This is a genomic window from Haliscomenobacter sp. (assembly GCF_965225875.1).
Taxonomy (GTDB): Bacteria; Bacteroidota; Bacteroidia; order Chitinophagales; family Saprospiraceae; genus Haliscomenobacter.
Genome location: NZ_CBDDBS010000002.1, coordinates 3,112,177 through 3,127,363, shown reverse-complemented (window position 1 = coordinate 3,127,363; position 15,187 = coordinate 3,112,177). Strand labels below are relative to the sequence as shown.

At 49.9% G+C, this 15,187-nt stretch carries 12 protein-coding genes; 9 read left to right on the top strand and 3 right to left on the bottom strand.

Annotated features, from left to right (window positions below; genetic code table 11):
* The first annotated feature begins 147 nt into the window (after nucleotides 1-147).
* From atpD to ACO08K_RS15165, 4 genes are all read left to right on the top strand, one after another.
* Complete coding sequence (gene atpD / locus ACO08K_RS15180; protein ID WP_421797255.1) at nucleotides 148-1,653, top strand: F0F1 ATP synthase subunit beta; 1,506 nt, start codon at nucleotides 148-150, stop codon at nucleotides 1,651-1,653.
* A gap of 119 nt (nucleotides 1,654-1,772) precedes the next feature.
* The gene (locus tag ACO08K_RS15175; protein ID WP_421797254.1) at nucleotides 1,773-2,078 is read left to right on the top strand and encodes a FoF1 ATP synthase subunit delta/epsilon; all 306 of its coding nucleotides are present in this window, start codon (nucleotides 1,773-1,775) and stop codon (nucleotides 2,076-2,078) included.
* A 172-nt stretch (nucleotides 2,079-2,250) separates the two neighbouring features.
* The gene (locus ACO08K_RS15170; RefSeq protein ID WP_421797253.1) at nucleotides 2,251-2,874 is read left to right on the top strand and encodes a GyrI-like domain-containing protein; all 624 of its coding nucleotides are present in this window, start codon (nucleotides 2,251-2,253) and stop codon (nucleotides 2,872-2,874) included.
* Nucleotides 2,875-2,883: 9 nt separating this feature from the next.
* Nucleotides 2,884-3,321 (top strand): DUF1801 domain-containing protein, encoded by a 438-nt coding sequence (locus ACO08K_RS15165; protein WP_421797252.1) that lies wholly within the window; start codon nucleotides 2,884-2,886, stop codon nucleotides 3,319-3,321.
* Here ACO08K_RS15165 and ACO08K_RS15160 read toward each other — a convergent pair whose 3' ends face one another.
* On the bottom strand, nucleotides 3,322-4,332 hold the full coding sequence (locus tag ACO08K_RS15160) for a helix-turn-helix domain-containing protein (protein ID WP_421797251.1): 1,011 nt from the start codon (nucleotides 4,330-4,332) through the stop codon (nucleotides 3,322-3,324).
* Between the two features lie 87 nt (nucleotides 4,333-4,419).
* Between ACO08K_RS15160 and ACO08K_RS15155 the strand changes: the two genes are divergently transcribed.
* Complete coding sequence (locus ACO08K_RS15155; protein ID WP_421797250.1) at nucleotides 4,420-5,145, top strand: hypothetical protein; 726 nt, start codon at nucleotides 4,420-4,422, stop codon at nucleotides 5,143-5,145.
* An 8-nt stretch (nucleotides 5,146-5,153) separates the two neighbouring features.
* Here ACO08K_RS15155 and ACO08K_RS15150 read toward each other — a convergent pair whose 3' ends face one another.
* Together ACO08K_RS15150 and ACO08K_RS15145 are read right to left on the bottom strand one after the other, a co-directional pair.
* Entirely contained in the window at nucleotides 5,154-6,116 is a 963-nt protein-coding gene (locus tag ACO08K_RS15150) for a PQQ-dependent sugar dehydrogenase (protein WP_421797249.1), read from the bottom strand.
* On the bottom strand, nucleotides 6,083-6,307 hold the full coding sequence (locus tag ACO08K_RS15145; RefSeq protein ID WP_421797248.1) for a hypothetical protein: 225 nt from the start codon (nucleotides 6,305-6,307) through the stop codon (nucleotides 6,083-6,085). The genes ACO08K_RS15150 and ACO08K_RS15145 overlap by 34 nt, the downstream gene beginning before the upstream one ends.
* A 228-nt stretch (nucleotides 6,308-6,535) precedes the next feature.
* Between ACO08K_RS15145 and scpA the strand changes: the two genes are divergently transcribed.
* The 4 genes from scpA (at nucleotide 6,536) to ACO08K_RS15125 (ending at nucleotide 15,162) form a co-directional block, all read left to right on the top strand.
* The gene (gene scpA, locus ACO08K_RS15140; RefSeq protein WP_421797247.1) at nucleotides 6,536-8,674 is read left to right on the top strand and encodes a methylmalonyl-CoA mutase; all 2,139 of its coding nucleotides are present in this window, start codon (nucleotides 6,536-6,538) and stop codon (nucleotides 8,672-8,674) included.
* A gap of 147 nt (nucleotides 8,675-8,821) precedes the next feature.
* Nucleotides 8,822-10,099, top strand: coding sequence for an erythromycin esterase family protein (locus tag ACO08K_RS15135; RefSeq protein WP_421797246.1), 1,278 nt, complete (start codon nucleotides 8,822-8,824; stop codon nucleotides 10,097-10,099).
* Nucleotides 10,100-10,144: 45 nt separating this feature from the next.
* The gene (locus tag ACO08K_RS15130; RefSeq protein ID WP_421797245.1) at nucleotides 10,145-12,040 is read left to right on the top strand and encodes a heparinase II/III domain-containing protein; all 1,896 of its coding nucleotides are present in this window, start codon (nucleotides 10,145-10,147) and stop codon (nucleotides 12,038-12,040) included.
* A gap of 272 nt (nucleotides 12,041-12,312) precedes the next feature.
* A complete protein-coding gene (locus ACO08K_RS15125) occupies nucleotides 12,313-15,162 on the top strand; it encodes a glycosyl hydrolase (protein ID WP_421797244.1) in 2,850 nt (949 codons plus the stop codon).
* Nucleotides 15,163-15,187: the final 25 nt, after the last annotated feature.

Sequence of the window (15,187 nt, the reverse complement as noted above, 5' to 3'; positions counted from 1 at the left end):
GAACGGGAAGCAAGCCTTTTTACCATCTGAAAAAAGATTTCAATAGTATAACTGTTAAATTTTCTTTTGATTATCAGTTCTAAAGCCTAACTTTGCCGCGATTTTGAAGCATCGGAATCAATTAATCTTCAAACTGTTGATATAGTTATGGCAAATATCGGTCACGTCAAGCAGATCATTGGACCCGTAGTAGACGTATCCTTTGCCAACGAGACTCTTCCAGAGATCTTCAACGCATTGGAAATCAAGCGCTCGAATGGTGATGTACTTGTTTTGGAAGTACAACAACACTTGGGTGAAGACAGTGTTCGCGCAATTGCAATGGATTCCACGGACGGTCTTACCCGTGGCACAGAGGTAGTCGACACCGGTCGCGCTATCGCAATGCCCGTTGGTGAAGGCATCCGCGGTCGTTTGTTCAACGTAGTAGGTCAAGCAATTGATGGTATTCCTCAGCCAGACGGCAGCCAGGTTTATCCTATCCACCGCAAGCCACCTGCTTACGAAGACTTGTCTACGACCAAAGAAATCCTGTATACGGGTATCAAGGTTATCGACTTGATCGAGCCATACATGAAAGGTGGTAAAATTGGTCTCTTTGGTGGTGCGGGTGTAGGTAAAACCGTATTGATCCAGGAGTTGATCAACAACATTGCCAAGGGATACGATGGTATCTCCGTATTTGCAGGTGTGGGCGAGCGTACTCGCGAAGGGAACGACTTGATGCGTGAAATGTTGGAAGCCGGTATCATCAATTACGGCGAAAAGTTCATGCACTCCATGGAAGAAGGTGGTTGGGACCTCAGCGGCGTAAGCACTGAAGACCTGAAAAAATCCAAAGCAACCTTCGTTTTTGGTCAGATGAACGAACCACCAGGTGCACGTGCACGGGTGGCGCTTTCTGGTTTGACCATTGCAGAATACTACCGCGACGGTGACCTCAGTGATCCTACTGGTGGCCGCGATATCCTTTTCTTTATCGACAACATCTTCCGCTTTACTCAAGCTGGTTCGGAAGTATCCGCACTTTTGGGCCGGATGCCTTCAGCGGTAGGTTATCAGCCTACGCTGGCTACCGAGATGGGTTTGATGCAAGAACGGATTACTTCTACCCGCCGTGGTTCCATTACCTCCGTACAGGCGGTATACGTACCTGCGGACGACTTGACTGACCCTGCGCCAGCAACTACCTTTGCGCACTTGGATGCCACTACGGTATTGAGTCGTAAAATTGCTTCCCTGGGTATCTATCCTGCGGTGGATCCTCTCGATTCTACTTCTCGTATCCTCGACCCTCGGGTGATTGGCGACGAGCACTACAATACTGCTCAACGGGTGAAAAACCTGCTGCAGCGCTACAACGAATTGCAAGACATCATCGCCATCCTCGGGATGGAAGAATTGTCGGACGAAGACAAGTTGGTCGTATTCCGTGCGCGGAAAGTACAACGTTTCTTGTCCCAGCCATTCCACGTTGCTGAGCAATTTACAGGCTTGAAAGGTGTATTGGTTCCAATCGAAGAAACCATCCGTGGCTTCAACATGATCATGGACGGCGAAGTAGACCAATATCCTGAATCTGCTTTCAACCTCAAAGGTACCATCGATGATGCCATTGAGGCGGGTAAGAAAATGTTGGCGGAAGCCGCTTAATATTGAGTTGAGAAGTTGAGGAGTTGAGAAGTTGAGCATCCGGTCGCTGAGCGGAGCCGAAGCGCTGGGTGCTCAACTTCTCAACTTTCTCAACCCCTCAACTCCTCAACTCCTCAACTATGAATATTACCGTACTTACTCCTGATCGCGAAATTTTCGCAGGTCCGATCAAATCGGTAAAAGTGCCGGGTGTAAAAGGGGAATTTCAGATCCTGCAAAACCACGCCCCGATCGTGTCTGCTTTGTCGGCTGGCAAAGTGACGATTGTAACGGGTGCTGGCGACTACCGTTTTTACGACCTGGGCAAAAAAGAACAGGTGGAAGACAGTCAGGCTGAGCGCAAGATTGTTTTTCAGGTAGAATCCGGTTTTGTTGAAGTGCTGAACAATGAGGTTTCACTGCTGCTTGAAGGCGTGAAAGCTTAATACGATAAATAATCTGCCGAAAGGTGGGTTATTATTTTGCTGAGTTTTTTAGAGGAGGGTAGTCCGGCATTCGGGCTACCCTCTTTTGGTTTTTGGTGCTGTTTTTAGATGTAGACTGCCATAAGGTTGTCAGTAGCTTGTGTTTAATTTGTAGCATCAAATGCCTGAAGTTATGGAAAAACTGGATTTAAGCAAACAATTCAAAAGCTATTACACGGCCAAAACTCAACCAACAATCGCCCAGATCGAAGCTGCGCAATTCCTCTCCATCCCCGGTCAGGGCGATCCGGATGACGCTGATTTTAGCGCCAACATTCAAGCTTTGTACACTACTGCTTATGCCCTCAAATTTGCCTACAAACAAAAAGGGCTGGATTTCGCAGTAGCCAAACTGGAAGGTTTATGGTGGTTTGATGAAAAAAAATACGCCCGATTGTCTATGATCGAATCGGTACAAAAAGTGCCACGCAAAGCCTGGGAATACCGCTTGCTCATTCGTATGCCTGAATACGTTACAGCTGTGGAGGTGGAACAGGCCATTCAAACTACGGTAACTAAAAAACAAGTGGATAGAGCTCATAATATCAGCCTGCACCAGCTGAACGAAGGCAAAGTAGTCCAAATGTTACACGTTGGCCCTTTTGCTACAGAAATTGAGACCCTGTTGGAAATGGGGAAATTTATGGAAGCAAATCAAATGGCCCGGAATGGCTTGCACCACGAAATTTACCTTTCAGACTTTCGCAAAACTGCCCCCGAAAAACTAAAAACCATTTTGCGCGAGCCTGTTAAATAAGTACACTCTATGCCTAAACCTAGTGGGAAAACCAAAATGCAAAACGTAAACTTCCACTCCATTGAGGAGTTTTTGGCCTTTTTGCCACCAGATGAATTGGAAGTAGTGGAGTTTTTGCGCCAACTCATTTACGATTGTATTCCGGATGTGGGCGAAAAACTGAGCTACAACGTTCCGTATTTCAAGCGGCACAAAACCATCTGCTTTATTTGGCCGGGCTCGGTCTTATGGGGTAAAAAACAAAGTTATACAGGTGTAAGATTAGGCTTCGCCCAAGGGCATTTGTTGACGGATGAAATGGGTTACCTAAAATTGGAAGGGCGAAAACAAGTGGCCTGGCGGGATTTTGAGCGGATAGAAGACATTGATGTAGAGTTGTTGCAGGCGTACGTGTACGAGGCCGTAGTGCTGGATGAGGAATTGTCGAGGGTGAAGCGTAAACCATAATCAGCTCTTGGCCATCTCTCCCGGATTCACTCCCGTCCAGCGTTTAAAAGCCCGCCGAAACGCACCAGGGTCGGTATAGCCCAACATGTATGCAATTTCATTGGCTGTGAACTGTTTGCGTTTCACCAGGCCAATGGCCATTTCGGAGCGCAGCTCTTCGATGATTTGTTGAAAAGTAAAACCTTCGGTTTGTAGCTTGCGCTGTAAGGAACGCTCCGCCATCCCTAGTTTTTTAGCCACTTCTGACAAACTTGGTGCTTGCTGCTGAAAATTGTCCATGATCACTTTTCTAATCATGGCTACCACATTGGTACTGCCTTGCTGGTGGCGTTCGATGTACTCTTTGGCCAATTGTTCAAAGAGCCTAAGCAATTCTGCGTTATAGCCTACTACGGGCAATTTTACGTCAGCCCATTTTAAAACGATGCTGTTTCTGGCTTGTTTGGTCCGCAAATCTTTGCCCAGGATGCGCTGGTAAGTTGGCAAGTGTTCTGGCGCAATTGAATAGCTGAAGGTGGTATACAGCGGTGTGATTTTTCGACCAGTTAACATCTGCGCGACATGTAATAAACCGGACATGGATATCTCGATTGAATGCCGGGCAGATTCGGGGTAATGTAGCCAATACGCTTCGGTAGGTGCAAATTCTATCTCAAATTCATGCGGGTGAGGATGCATGTGGTAATAGTACATTTCAGAAAAAGCCAGATTAAAACGGGCTACATTGTTAAAAGCCATTTCTAGATTAGGGCTGCTTTGCATGAGGTGCCCAACTAAACCCAGGGCCATTTCACTGCTCAACTCTCCACACAACAGACCGATGATGGGGTTGCTACTGAGTTCCTGCGCAATATCCCATACCACCCCCCCAAGATGCCAATCTACCATCAAATCACTTTGTTCGTATTCGGCAGGACTGAGTTGTAATCTTTTCCAAAACTCCCTGGGATTCGCCCCGAAGTGCTCGGAGCAAAAAACGATGTTTCGGATAATGCTCATTCTTACACGCATGGCAGCCAAAGCCTGTTTTTTGGCGCAAAATGCACGGTGGACTTTAGCTGTATTCCTGCAACTTTGCTCCAACAAATGTGAATGAAAATGAAACCTATACAAAACTATACAAAAAACCTGGGACTATTGACCCTACTGGCTGGCATTCTTGCCTTCAATTGCAATATTCTGTTGGCCATTGGGGTCAATTTTAATTTTGACAGTTTTGCCCAACCAGCTTTGATTTTCCAGGATTTGCAAAAATGCCAGGTCACTTATTTTCGCTGGGGTATGATCGCCGATATTTGGGGGTATTATTTGTTGTTCATTCCAGCAATGCTCCATTTTTATGACAAAATTGAATCGCCTTGGCGCAAGGTGATTGTGCTTAGCGGCCTAGCTTATGCTATTGTAGGGGCCATTGGTGCGGCGATTCTGGCAGCAACGGGTACCGAAGCACTGCGCGATTTTTTAAAGGCAACAGCAGCCGATCAGGCGCTGTACAAAAACAACTTCCTTGTAGTGTACAGCATCGTGAACAACGGCATCTGGAATTTGCTGGAAATGGGGCTTTTAGGGGTGTTTATGTTGGGGATAGCCTCCTTGTTTCGTCGCCAAAATAAAGTGCTGTATGGTTTGACAATTTTATTGGGAGTAAGTGGCATCATTGACTCCATTGGCAATACCCTTGAGTTGCATTGGCTGGCCGAAATTGGGCTGAATCTTTATCTGTTGTTTTGGCCAATCTGGGCCATCTGGATCGGCTTGAACTGGGTGTGTGAGCATAAGAGAGTTATATCACACCAAGGTAATCCGGTAGGGGCAATCACGTAGGATTGCCCCTAAGGGTGGCTGATGCGGTAAATGACATCAGCATAATCGTCGGATACCAACATGGAACCATCGGGTAAAAACTCCAGGTCAACGGGCCGACCCCAAACATCCTGGGTATCCTGATTGAGCCAACCTTCGGCAAAGGGCTTGTAACTGGTGGCCTGGCCTTGGGCATTTAAAGTGACCATCATGATGCGGTAGCCATTCTTTTTGCTGCGATTCCAGGAGCCGTGCTCGGCCAGCAGGATTTGTTTTTTATAAGCTTCGGGAAACATTTTACCCGTATAAAACTCCACACCTAGCGGAGCCACGTGCGCGCCAAGCTTTTGAGCTGGAGCCGTAAAATCACTACAAGGGCGTTTGGCGCCAAATTCAGGGTCGGCTACATCACCCTGATGGCAATAAGGGTAACCAAAGTGCATGCCATCGCGATTGGCGTGGTTGAGCTCGCAGGAGGGCACATCATCGCCCAACATATCGCGGCCATTGTCCGTGAACCACAATTCTTGATTGTCGGGATGCCAGGTGAAACCCACCGTATTGCGTACGCCACGTTGCACTATTTCTACTTTTTTGGTCTCCAGATCCAGGCGGGTGATGGAATTGTAAATGTCTTCTTTTGATTCACAAATATTACAAGGTGCGCCTACAGGGACATACAATTTACCATCGGGGCCAAAGGCAATGTACTTCCAACCGTGGTGTTTTTCGGTTGGATATTGATCGTATACCACTACCGGTTGAGGCGGATTGGCCAGGAACTCTTCAATGTTTTCCAATTTCAAAATGCGGCTAACTTCGGCGATGTACAAATCGCCATCGCGCAGTGCGACCCCATTGGGCATGTTGAGGCCAGAGGCCAGGGTATACATTTTATCGACCCGGAAGTCACCATCGGTATCTTTGAGTGCGTACACATCACCTTTGTCGCGAGTGCCTACAAAAAGCGTACCATTGGGCGAAAGGCACATGGAGCGGGCGTTTTGACATTTTCGGCGTAAATCTCAATCTTAAAACCCTCGGGGAGTTTGATGCTGCTCAGTGGGAGTTTAGAAGCCGGCGTGTTGTTCAGGATTTTTGGGGGTGGTGGATTAAAATTGCCACAGGCACTAAGCATGATCAATATTAAGGCACTAAGGATGAGGTTGCGGGAGGCTTGCATGGCTGATGGATTTTGTGTAATGAAGATAGAACAAATGTGGCGGACTAAAGATCAGAGAAAATAATTTATGCTTGTTTGGAAAAACATTAGGGTAAGGCATAAAATGCCTCAGATTCTAAACAAATGTTTCCCTCGTCTGCAAAAAGTCACCCCCTCCCAATTCATTCCCTTACTTTGCTTTCCCCTTAAAATAGCTTAATTTGCCACTTGAATCATTAACCCAGCCCTATGGCGCGCCCTGACTTTCACAATATACCACTTGACCTCAACCTGGGAGGAGCCAATCCCCCTGAGGAAGGTACTGAACCCTGGCAAAGCCCGGAAAAAATAGCCGTTAAATCCGCCTATGAGCCCTCAGATTTGGCGAAGGTAGAGCACTTGCGCTACGCAGCAGGTATTCCACCCTTTTTGCGCGGCCCTTATGCCAGTATGTACACCATTCGTCCCTGGACCATCCGCCAATACGCGGGCTTTTCTACTGCCGAAGAAAGCAATGCCTTTTACCGCCGGAACCTGGCCCAAGGCCAAAAAGGACTCTCCGTAGCCTTCGACCTGGCCACTCACCGCGGCTACGATTCCGATCACGAGCGGGTACAAGGTGACGTAGGCAAAGCGGGGGTTGCCATCGATTCGGTAGAGGACATGAAAATCCTTTTTGACCAAATCCCCTTGGCAGACATGTCGGTTTCCATGACCATGAATGGCGCGGTGATTCCCATCATGGCCTTTTACATCGTGGCTGCCGAAGAACAAGGGGTTAGCCCGGCTCAACTGAGTGGTACGATCCAAAACGACATCCTGAAAGAGTTCATGGTGCGCAATACCTACATCTATCCACCTGAACCCTCCATGCGCATCATTGCAGATGTGTTTGCCTATACTGCGCAGCACATGCCCAAGTTCAACTCCATTTCCATCAGTGGTTACCACATGCAAGAGGCAGGAGCGCCCGCCGATCTGGAACTAGCCTATACCCTGGCCGACGGCTGGGAGTACCTGCGCACGGGCGTGAAGGCTGGACTTGATGTGGACGATTTTGCGCCACGTTTGTCTTTCTTTTGGGCCATCGGCATGAATCACTTTATGGAAATTGCCAAACTACGTGCCGGGCGACTGTTGTGGTCCAAAATAGTGCAACAGTTCAATCCCAAAGACCCGAAATCTATGGCCTTGCGCACGCATTGCCAAACATCCGGCTGGAGCCTCACTGAGCAAGATCCGTTCAACAACGTGGGACGCACCACCATCGAGGCCTTGGCAGCAGCCTTAGGCGGCACGCAATCATTGCATACCAACTCCCTGGACGAAGCCATCGCCTTACCTACCGATTTTTCAGCCAAAATTGCCCGCGACACCCAAATTTACCTGCAAAAAGAAACCGACATCTGCAAAGCTGTCGACCCCTGGGCAGGCAGCTACTATGTGGAATACCTCACGGATCAACTAGTGAAGCGCGCCTGGACTTTGATTGAAGAAGTAGAGGAACTGGGCGGCATGGCCAAAGCGATTGAAGAAGGCCTGCCCAAATTGCGCATCGAAGAAGCCGCCGCGCGCAAACAAGCCCGCATCGATAGTGGCAAAGACCAAATCGTCGGGATGAATGTTTTCCGTCTGGAACAGGAAGCACCTATAGATACACTGGAAATAGACAATGGAGCTGTGCGGGATGCCCAAATTCGCCGTCTGCAGGAAACAAAAAGCAAACGGGATGAAGCTGCCTGTCAAGCTGCTTTGCAAGCCTTGAAACATGGTGCAAAAACTGGCGAAGGCAATCTGCTCGCACTGGCCATCACCTGCGCCCGCCTGCGGGCTACCCTGGGCGAGATTTCGAGTGCTATGGAAGCTGTTTTTGGGCGCTACACACCTGTAACTCGAGCCATCTCCGGCGTGTACAGCAGCGAAGCCAAAAGTGACCTCGATTTCCATGAAGCCCAAGAGCTGGCCGATCAATTCGCCGAGCTGGAAGGTCGTCGACCTCGCATCATGATTGCCAAATTGGGCCAAGATGGCCACGATCGCGGCGCCAAAGTAATTGCCAGCAGTTTTGCTGACCTGGGTTTCGATGTGGACATTGGCCCCTTGTTCCAAACCCCGGCAGAAGCTGCCCGACAAGCAGTAGAAAACGACGTACACATCCTGGGCATCTCCTCCCTGGCAGCAGGTCACAAAACCCTGGTGCCTCAAACCCTCGCCGAACTGGCTAAACTAGGTCGCGACGACATCATGGTGGTGGTTGGTGGGGTAATTCCGGCACAGGATTACGCCTTTTTGTACGAACAAGGGGTGGTAGGGGTATTTGGCCCTGGTACAAAAATTTCGAAAGCAGCTGCGGCCTTGCTGAAGTTGTTGATGGAAATGGTGGCGTAAGGTTGAGGAGTTGAAAAGTTGAGGAGTTTAGATCGGTCGCTGAGCGGAGTCGAAGCGTCGATCTAAACTCCTCAACTTTTCAACTCCTCAACCTCCATCTTTCACAATTCTCCATTTTGTCCTATATTTCCGGAAAATGAACACCAAATGATGCGTCTTTTCCTCTCCCTTGGTCTGCTCTTGTTTTTTATCCTGCCCCAATTGTCTTGCCAACGCGCTGGCCAGGAGTTCAATTGGTTGAAAAAAAACAGCATTCCCATTGCCAGTGTTGATGGAAATGACTTCAGCGATTTGGCTTTTTTGAAGGAAAAACTCAAAGATGTACGCCTGGTACAAATCGGAGAAAGTTCGCACGGTGCCGCCGAATTTTACCAGCTCAAAACCCGCCTGGTTGAGTACCTGCACCAGGAAATGAGCTTCGATGTGCTGGTCATCGAAGGCGGTTTTGGTGACATCAACCTGGCCTGGTTGAATCAGGAAGAGCAGGATGCCAAGGGTTTGATGTACAACTCCGTGTTTGGAAACTTTCGTTGTGAAGAAATGTTGCCACTTTTTGAATACGCCAAAACGGAGGCCAGAGGGGATCATCCACTTGCCTTGGCCGGTCCCGACTGCCAGTCCTCCGCCAATTATTTCAACAATTTCCTGATCGATTTCCTGCGCAAGTACGACACCGAACTGTCCCGCGATGTGGAGTACAATTTTATGACTACGTCCCTCCTCTACGGCCTCATTCCCGACAGCACCCAACTCATGCCAGCGATTAAGACCAACGAGCGGGTCATCAATCGGGTTTTGGATTTTTTGGAAAACAAGGAGGCTAAAATCCGGGAAGATTTTCCTCAAAAGCCACTTCTGGTTGCCTTCACCCGTCGGACTCTGGAAAACTACCTGGAATACTGGGCACTCGACTACCGCGCCATCCGCCTCCAGCAACAGTTCGCCTTACGCGATCGCATTATGGCCGAAAACCTGATGTGGCTCGCCGATGTGGCTTACCCCAACAAAAAAATCATCTACTGGGCGCACAATGCCCATATCGGCACCGAAAGCAATTCGGTCGACATCTTTGGCAAAGCCCTCAAAATGCAGGGCAACTACGTCTCCGATCGTTTTGGCAAAGAGGTGTACAACATCGGCTTGTACGCCAGCAGTGGCGAGCTCTATCGCCACTGGATGCGCGATGTGCAGCCCTTCAAAGACGACAGCATCGGGGGAATTGGTGAACGTTTTGCCCGCTTGCCCAAAGCAATCAACTTCCTGGAGTTGCGCGGGCAGCAGCCGGGCAAGGGCAAGGATTGGTTGTTCAAACCGATTCCGGCTTTTGAGTTGGAAAGTGGGGGGAAGATTCGGTTTACGCCGACCAAGAAGTATGATGCGGTGATAGTGGTGAAGAAGGTGAAGGGGCCGAAGTATTTTGAGTGATTTTGATTCCTTATTTCTATCCTTATTTCCTATAAACAAACTGACATGAAACCATTCTTCTCGCCCTCCATTTTTTTCTCCATTATTCTGGCCAGCGTACTTTCCTTGAACACCGCCTTTTTCTGGTCGCCAAGCCCCAACACCACTACTCCTGGACCAAAGCTGGAAAACCCCATGTCTGTACAATACCTGAAAGAAAAGCTGCGCAAAAAAAGCCCCCGACTGGTGTTGAACGCAGAAATTGAAAAAGACCTCAAAAAGAAGATCGAATCTGACCCCGTTATCAAAAACATGTACCAGGCCATTCGCCTCAATGCTCAAAAGATTACCACTGCGCCCTTGCTCGAACGTGTAATGGAAGGTCGGCGTTTGTTGGCCGTTTCCCGCGAAATGTTGTACCGGATCAACATGCTAGGCATGACCTACCGCCTGGAAAAAGACCCGGCCATCCTCAAACGCATCAACGAAGAGGTACTGGCCGGGTGCAACTTCTCGGACTGGAACCCCTCACATTACCTGGATGTGGCTGAAATGTCCCTGGCCATTGCCTTTGCCCTGGATTGGGCGGGCGAAGATTTGCCCAAAACAACCGTGGCCCTGGCCAAAACAGCCCTCATCGAAAAGGGCATCAAACCCAGCTACAACAAAGAAGGCAATACCGGTTGGGTAAACGGCACCAACAACTGGAACCAAGTCTGCCATGGTGGAATGATTGCCGCGGCGATTGTGATTGCCGAACAAGATCCTGAACTCGCCGCCCAAACCATCCACCGCGCTTTGGAAGGCATGCCCCACGCCCTGGACGAATACGGCCCCGATGGCGTATACCCGGAAGGTGCAACCTATTGGGGTTATGGGACCAGTTTTAGTGTAGTCACGGCGGCCATGTTTGAAAGTGCTTTCGGTACCGATTTTGGCTTGTCAAAATACCCTGCTTTTATTGAAAGTGCCACCTACAAAGTACTCAATGTGGCACCATCTGGCTGGTATTACAACTTTGCCGATTGTGGCGATAAGCGGGGTGAGAATGGTGATGTCACCCTGGCTTGGTTTGCTGCAAAAACAGGGAACAAGGTGTTTTTTGAAAAAGAACGTTTTTTGCGCCCAGCCGAAAAAATGGGCAAATTGGGTCGCCTAGAAGGGGCTGGTTTGGTCTGGTTGTCGCAGTACAAAGAAGCCCAGGACGTCAAAGTGCCCGAGGCCTGGAGCGGCAAGGGCTCCAACCCCATCGTCATTTTTAAAAGCGGCCCAAGCGACCCCCACCAATACTATTTTGGTGGAAAAGGTGGCCGCGGTACCGTCAACCATGGTAATATGGACGGTGGTTCCTTTGTTTTTGAACTGAATGGCGTCCGTTGGGTGGTAGACCCTGGCAATCAGGAGTACCACGAATTGGAAAAAACGGGGTTTGACCTCTGGGGGCGCTGTCAAACCTGCCAACGCTGGAAGCTACTCACTAAAAACAACTACGGTCACAGCACCTTAACTGTCAACGATTCCCTACACATTACTGATGGTCTGGCGACCATTGCGGATTTCAAACCTGGAGCCAACCCTGAAGCCACCATTGAAATGAGCCCTACTTTTGCCGGGCAGCTAAAAAGTGCCCAACGCAGATTCGTAAAAGATGGCCCCCAATCTTTACTCATCCAAGACCAAATTGAAACCATTCCCGCCACCAAAATGGTCACCTGGCAATTGATGACCACCGCTGATGTTGAGCTCACCAAAGGAGGTGCCCTATTGAACCAGGATGGTAAAAAATTGAAACTGGAAAACCTTTCTCATCCTGAGATCAGTGTTTCGGTTATTTCCCTGTATCCGGCACCGTTGGAGCTTGATCGGCAGATTCCTGGATTGAAGCGGCTCGAATTGCGGATACCAGCTTATTTGTTCAAGGGGGGTAAAGGGAAAATTGGGGTTCGACTGGTAGGCCAGTGATATAAATATTTAGCGTAACATACTGAATGAGTAACTCCTAATGTGTTCCTTAGGTTTCTAAGGTGTCTGAGGTGGTGAAAAAGAAAAAAGGCCTGCGAAGCAGGGCGAAATATTATTTCAACACCTCAGACACCTTAGAAACACCAAAGAAATCCCTATCAAAAACCTTTAAAATTTAGAATGTCGAACAGTTTAAAATTGCTTCCTACTCACTCTTCCCAATTTATTTCGAACTTCGACACGATTTTTTCCAAGCACCAATTCCATCTTCTATGCGCGTCCTTTCCACTCTCCTTTGTCTGCTCTTTTTGGCAATGGGTTATGCCCAAGCCCCCCAAAGCCCCTTATCCCCTACCGACTTCCTCACTCCCCCCCAACGCTACGGCATCCGCTGCTGGTGGTGGTGGCTGAACGGTAACGTCACCAAGGCGGCCATCTCCCGCGATTTGGCTGAAATGAAAGCCAAAGGTTTCAGTGGTGCCTGCATTTTTGATGCCGGTGGTGCCGAGCAGCGCGGCAATGCCCAGGTGCCCGAAGGCCCAATGTTTGGCAGCCGGGACTGGCGCGACCTGTACCTGCACGCCATCAATGAAGCCGAAAAACATGGCCTGGTGATGTCGCTCAGCATTCAAAGTGGCTGGAATTTGGGTGGTCCCGACATCACGCCTGAAGAAGCCGCCAAACAGGTGGTTTTTTCTGAAACCAAAGTACAAGGCGGCACCCGCATCCAACAAACTTTGGCTCAGCCGCCCAGTAGGTACGATTACTACCGCGATATTGTGGTTTTGGCCATTCCCTATAAAGAAACCAAAGAGCGCCAGCCCATCCGCGATTTTGCCAATAAAGCCGCCACCAGGGAAGTAGGCTGGTCGGTACCCGAAACCCGACCCCTGTTGACCGACATTCCCGGCACTCCCGGTGAAGAAGATGCCGCCCTGAAACAAGTCCTGAACCTCAATACCTATTTCAAAGATGGCCAATTGGACTGGGTAGCTCCGCCTGGGGACTGGACGGTCATTCGCCTCGGGTACTCCCCCACCGACGCCCACGTTTCGACCTCCAGCGGCAAATGGCAGGGCCGGGTGATGGACTACATGAGTGCCAAACATTTCAACCGCTACTGGGACACCCACGTGGAACCCCTCCTGCAAATGATCGGCGATCGGGCTGGCAAAACCCTCAAATACCTGCAAACCGACAGCTTTGAAGCCGGAGGCATGAACTGGACGGATGGTTTTGAAGCTGAGTTCAAAAAACGCCGGGGTTATGATCCCATTCCATACCTACCGGTGTTGGCGGGCAAAATCATCGAAAGCCGCGAGGTCAGCAATCGCTTTTTGAACGACTTGCGCAAAACCCTGGGTGACTGCATTTCGGACAATCACTACCGCGTTTTTGCCGAACGTGCCAAAAAATACGGCATGGGCATCCAGCCCGAATCTGCAGGGCCACACGCGGGCCCATTTGACGGCCTCAAAAACTACAGCCATTCTGAAATCATGATGAGCGAATTTTGGTCGCCTTCTCCCCACCGCTCCAAACACATCGACCGCTTTTTTGTCAAACAAGCCGCCAGCGCAGCCAAAATTTTTGACAAAAAACTAGTGGGTGCCGAATCCTTTACCACCATCGGCCCACACTGGAATGACGTGATCTGGGCCGACATGAAACCCAGCGCGGATCATGAGTACTGCGCCGGATTGAACCTCGTTTACCTGCATACCTTCACCTGCTCACCACGCGCGATGGGACTACCCGGGCAGGAGTACTTCGCAGGCACCCATTTCAACCCCAATGTGACCTGGTGGCATTACTCCGGGTCATTCATTCAATACCTGAGTCGTTGCCAAATGATGTTGCAACAGGGGCGTTCGGTAGCCGATGTGTTGTACTACTACGGCGACCACATCCCCAACCTGGGGCGCTACAAGGAGGACGACCCCGCTGGTGCCCTGCCCGACTACGATTACGACCTCATCAACGAGGATAAACTCTTGGCCCTGGCCGTAAAAAATGGGCGGATCATCCTACCCCATGGGGTGAGTTACCGGGTGCTGGTATTGCCCAATCACCAGATTTTGTCCCTGGTAGCTTTGAAAAAAGTGCAGGCGTTGGTCTTGGCTGGGGCTACAGTGATTGGCACACCGCCATTGAGCACCGCCAGTTTAATGGGTGGGGCGACTGCCGAAAAAGAACGGGCGCTGATTGTGCTCAACCTGTGGGGCAAGGCTCCGGCAGCGGTAGGAATGCGCAGCGTAGGCAGCGGCAAAGTGATTTGGGGCAAAACGGCAAAAGAGGTTTTGAATGTTACCCTCGCACCCGATTGCGCCTTTGTGCAAAAACCCGAGGGCAAAATTTACGATTACATCCACAGGCAAGTTGGAGCGGAAGATGTTTATTTCATCAGCAGCCAAAATCCAGTGAGTACTCAAGTGACCGCTGCCTTCCGTATGCAGGGCAAACAACCCGAACTGTGGGACGCGGTGACAGGAGAAGTCCGACCAGCCAGCACTTTTTACCAAAAGGAAGGCAAAACCTTTGTACCACTGGATTTTGGACCCAATGGTTCCATTTTTGTTGTTTTCCGCAAAGCGCTACCTGCGGGAAGCACCGCCGCTTCCAAATCTCCAAACTACCTCAATTACCGCGCAATCGACACCCTGAAAACCCGCTGGCGAGTACTCTTCGACCCCGAATACGGCCCACAGGAAATGCAACTGGATTCCCTGATCAGCTGGACCGCGCGCCCCGAACCGGGCATCAAATATTTCTCTGGTGCCGCCATGTACCGCACCAATTTTGATGTGGCGGACCTGAATGGGCAGTTGTTTCTCGATCTGGGTGCGGTAAAAGATGTGGGCATTGCCCATGTCAAAGTGAATGGGAAGGATATGGGGGTCTTGTGGTGCCCTCCTTTCCGGGTTCCGGTAACGGGTTTGTTGAAGGCCAAAGGCAATGAACTGGAAGTAATGGTGGTGAATTCCTGGCGCAATCGCCTGGTGGGCGACCGCGGCAAACCCCAAAATGAACGCATCACCAAAACGAATGTAACGATCCGGCCGGAGTGGCAGCTGTTGGACTCCGGTTTATTGGGGCCGGTACGCCTGATGAAAGGTGAATAAAATAATGGATGGGAATAGGGCAATT

What these genes read in the sequence shown, in the direction of transcription:
- ACO08K_RS15130 (WP_421797245.1), top strand. Translation starts at nt 10,145, where the DNA reads ATGAAACCATTCTTCTCGCCCTCCATTTTTTTCTCCATTATTCTGGCC.
- atpD (WP_421797255.1), top strand. Translation starts at nt 148, where the DNA reads ATGGCAAATATCGGTCACGTCAAGCAGATCATTGGACCCGTAGTAGAC.
- ACO08K_RS15160 (WP_421797251.1), bottom strand. Translation starts at nt 4,332, where the DNA reads ATGCGTGTAAGAATGAGCATTATCCGAAACATCGTTTTTTGCTCCGAG.
- ACO08K_RS15170 (WP_421797253.1), top strand. Translation starts at nt 2,251, where the DNA reads ATGGAAAAACTGGATTTAAGCAAACAATTCAAAAGCTATTACACGGCC.
- ACO08K_RS15145 (WP_421797248.1), bottom strand. Translation starts at nt 6,307, where the DNA reads ATGCAAGCCTCCCGCAACCTCATCCTTAGTGCCTTAATATTGATCATG.
- ACO08K_RS15135 (WP_421797246.1), top strand. Translation starts at nt 8,822, where the DNA reads ATGATGCGTCTTTTCCTCTCCCTTGGTCTGCTCTTGTTTTTTATCCTG.
- scpA (WP_421797247.1), top strand. Translation starts at nt 6,536, where the DNA reads ATGGCGCGCCCTGACTTTCACAATATACCACTTGACCTCAACCTGGGA.
- ACO08K_RS15125 (WP_421797244.1), top strand. Translation starts at nt 12,313, where the DNA reads ATGCGCGTCCTTTCCACTCTCCTTTGTCTGCTCTTTTTGGCAATGGGT.
- ACO08K_RS15165 (WP_421797252.1), top strand. Translation starts at nt 2,884, where the DNA reads ATGCCTAAACCTAGTGGGAAAACCAAAATGCAAAACGTAAACTTCCAC.
- ACO08K_RS15155 (WP_421797250.1), top strand. Translation starts at nt 4,420, where the DNA reads ATGAAACCTATACAAAACTATACAAAAAACCTGGGACTATTGACCCTA.
- ACO08K_RS15175 (WP_421797254.1), top strand. Translation starts at nt 1,773, where the DNA reads ATGAATATTACCGTACTTACTCCTGATCGCGAAATTTTCGCAGGTCCG.
- ACO08K_RS15150 (WP_421797249.1), bottom strand. Translation starts at nt 6,116, where the DNA reads ATGTGCCTTTCGCCCAATGGTACGCTTTTTGTAGGCACTCGCGACAAA.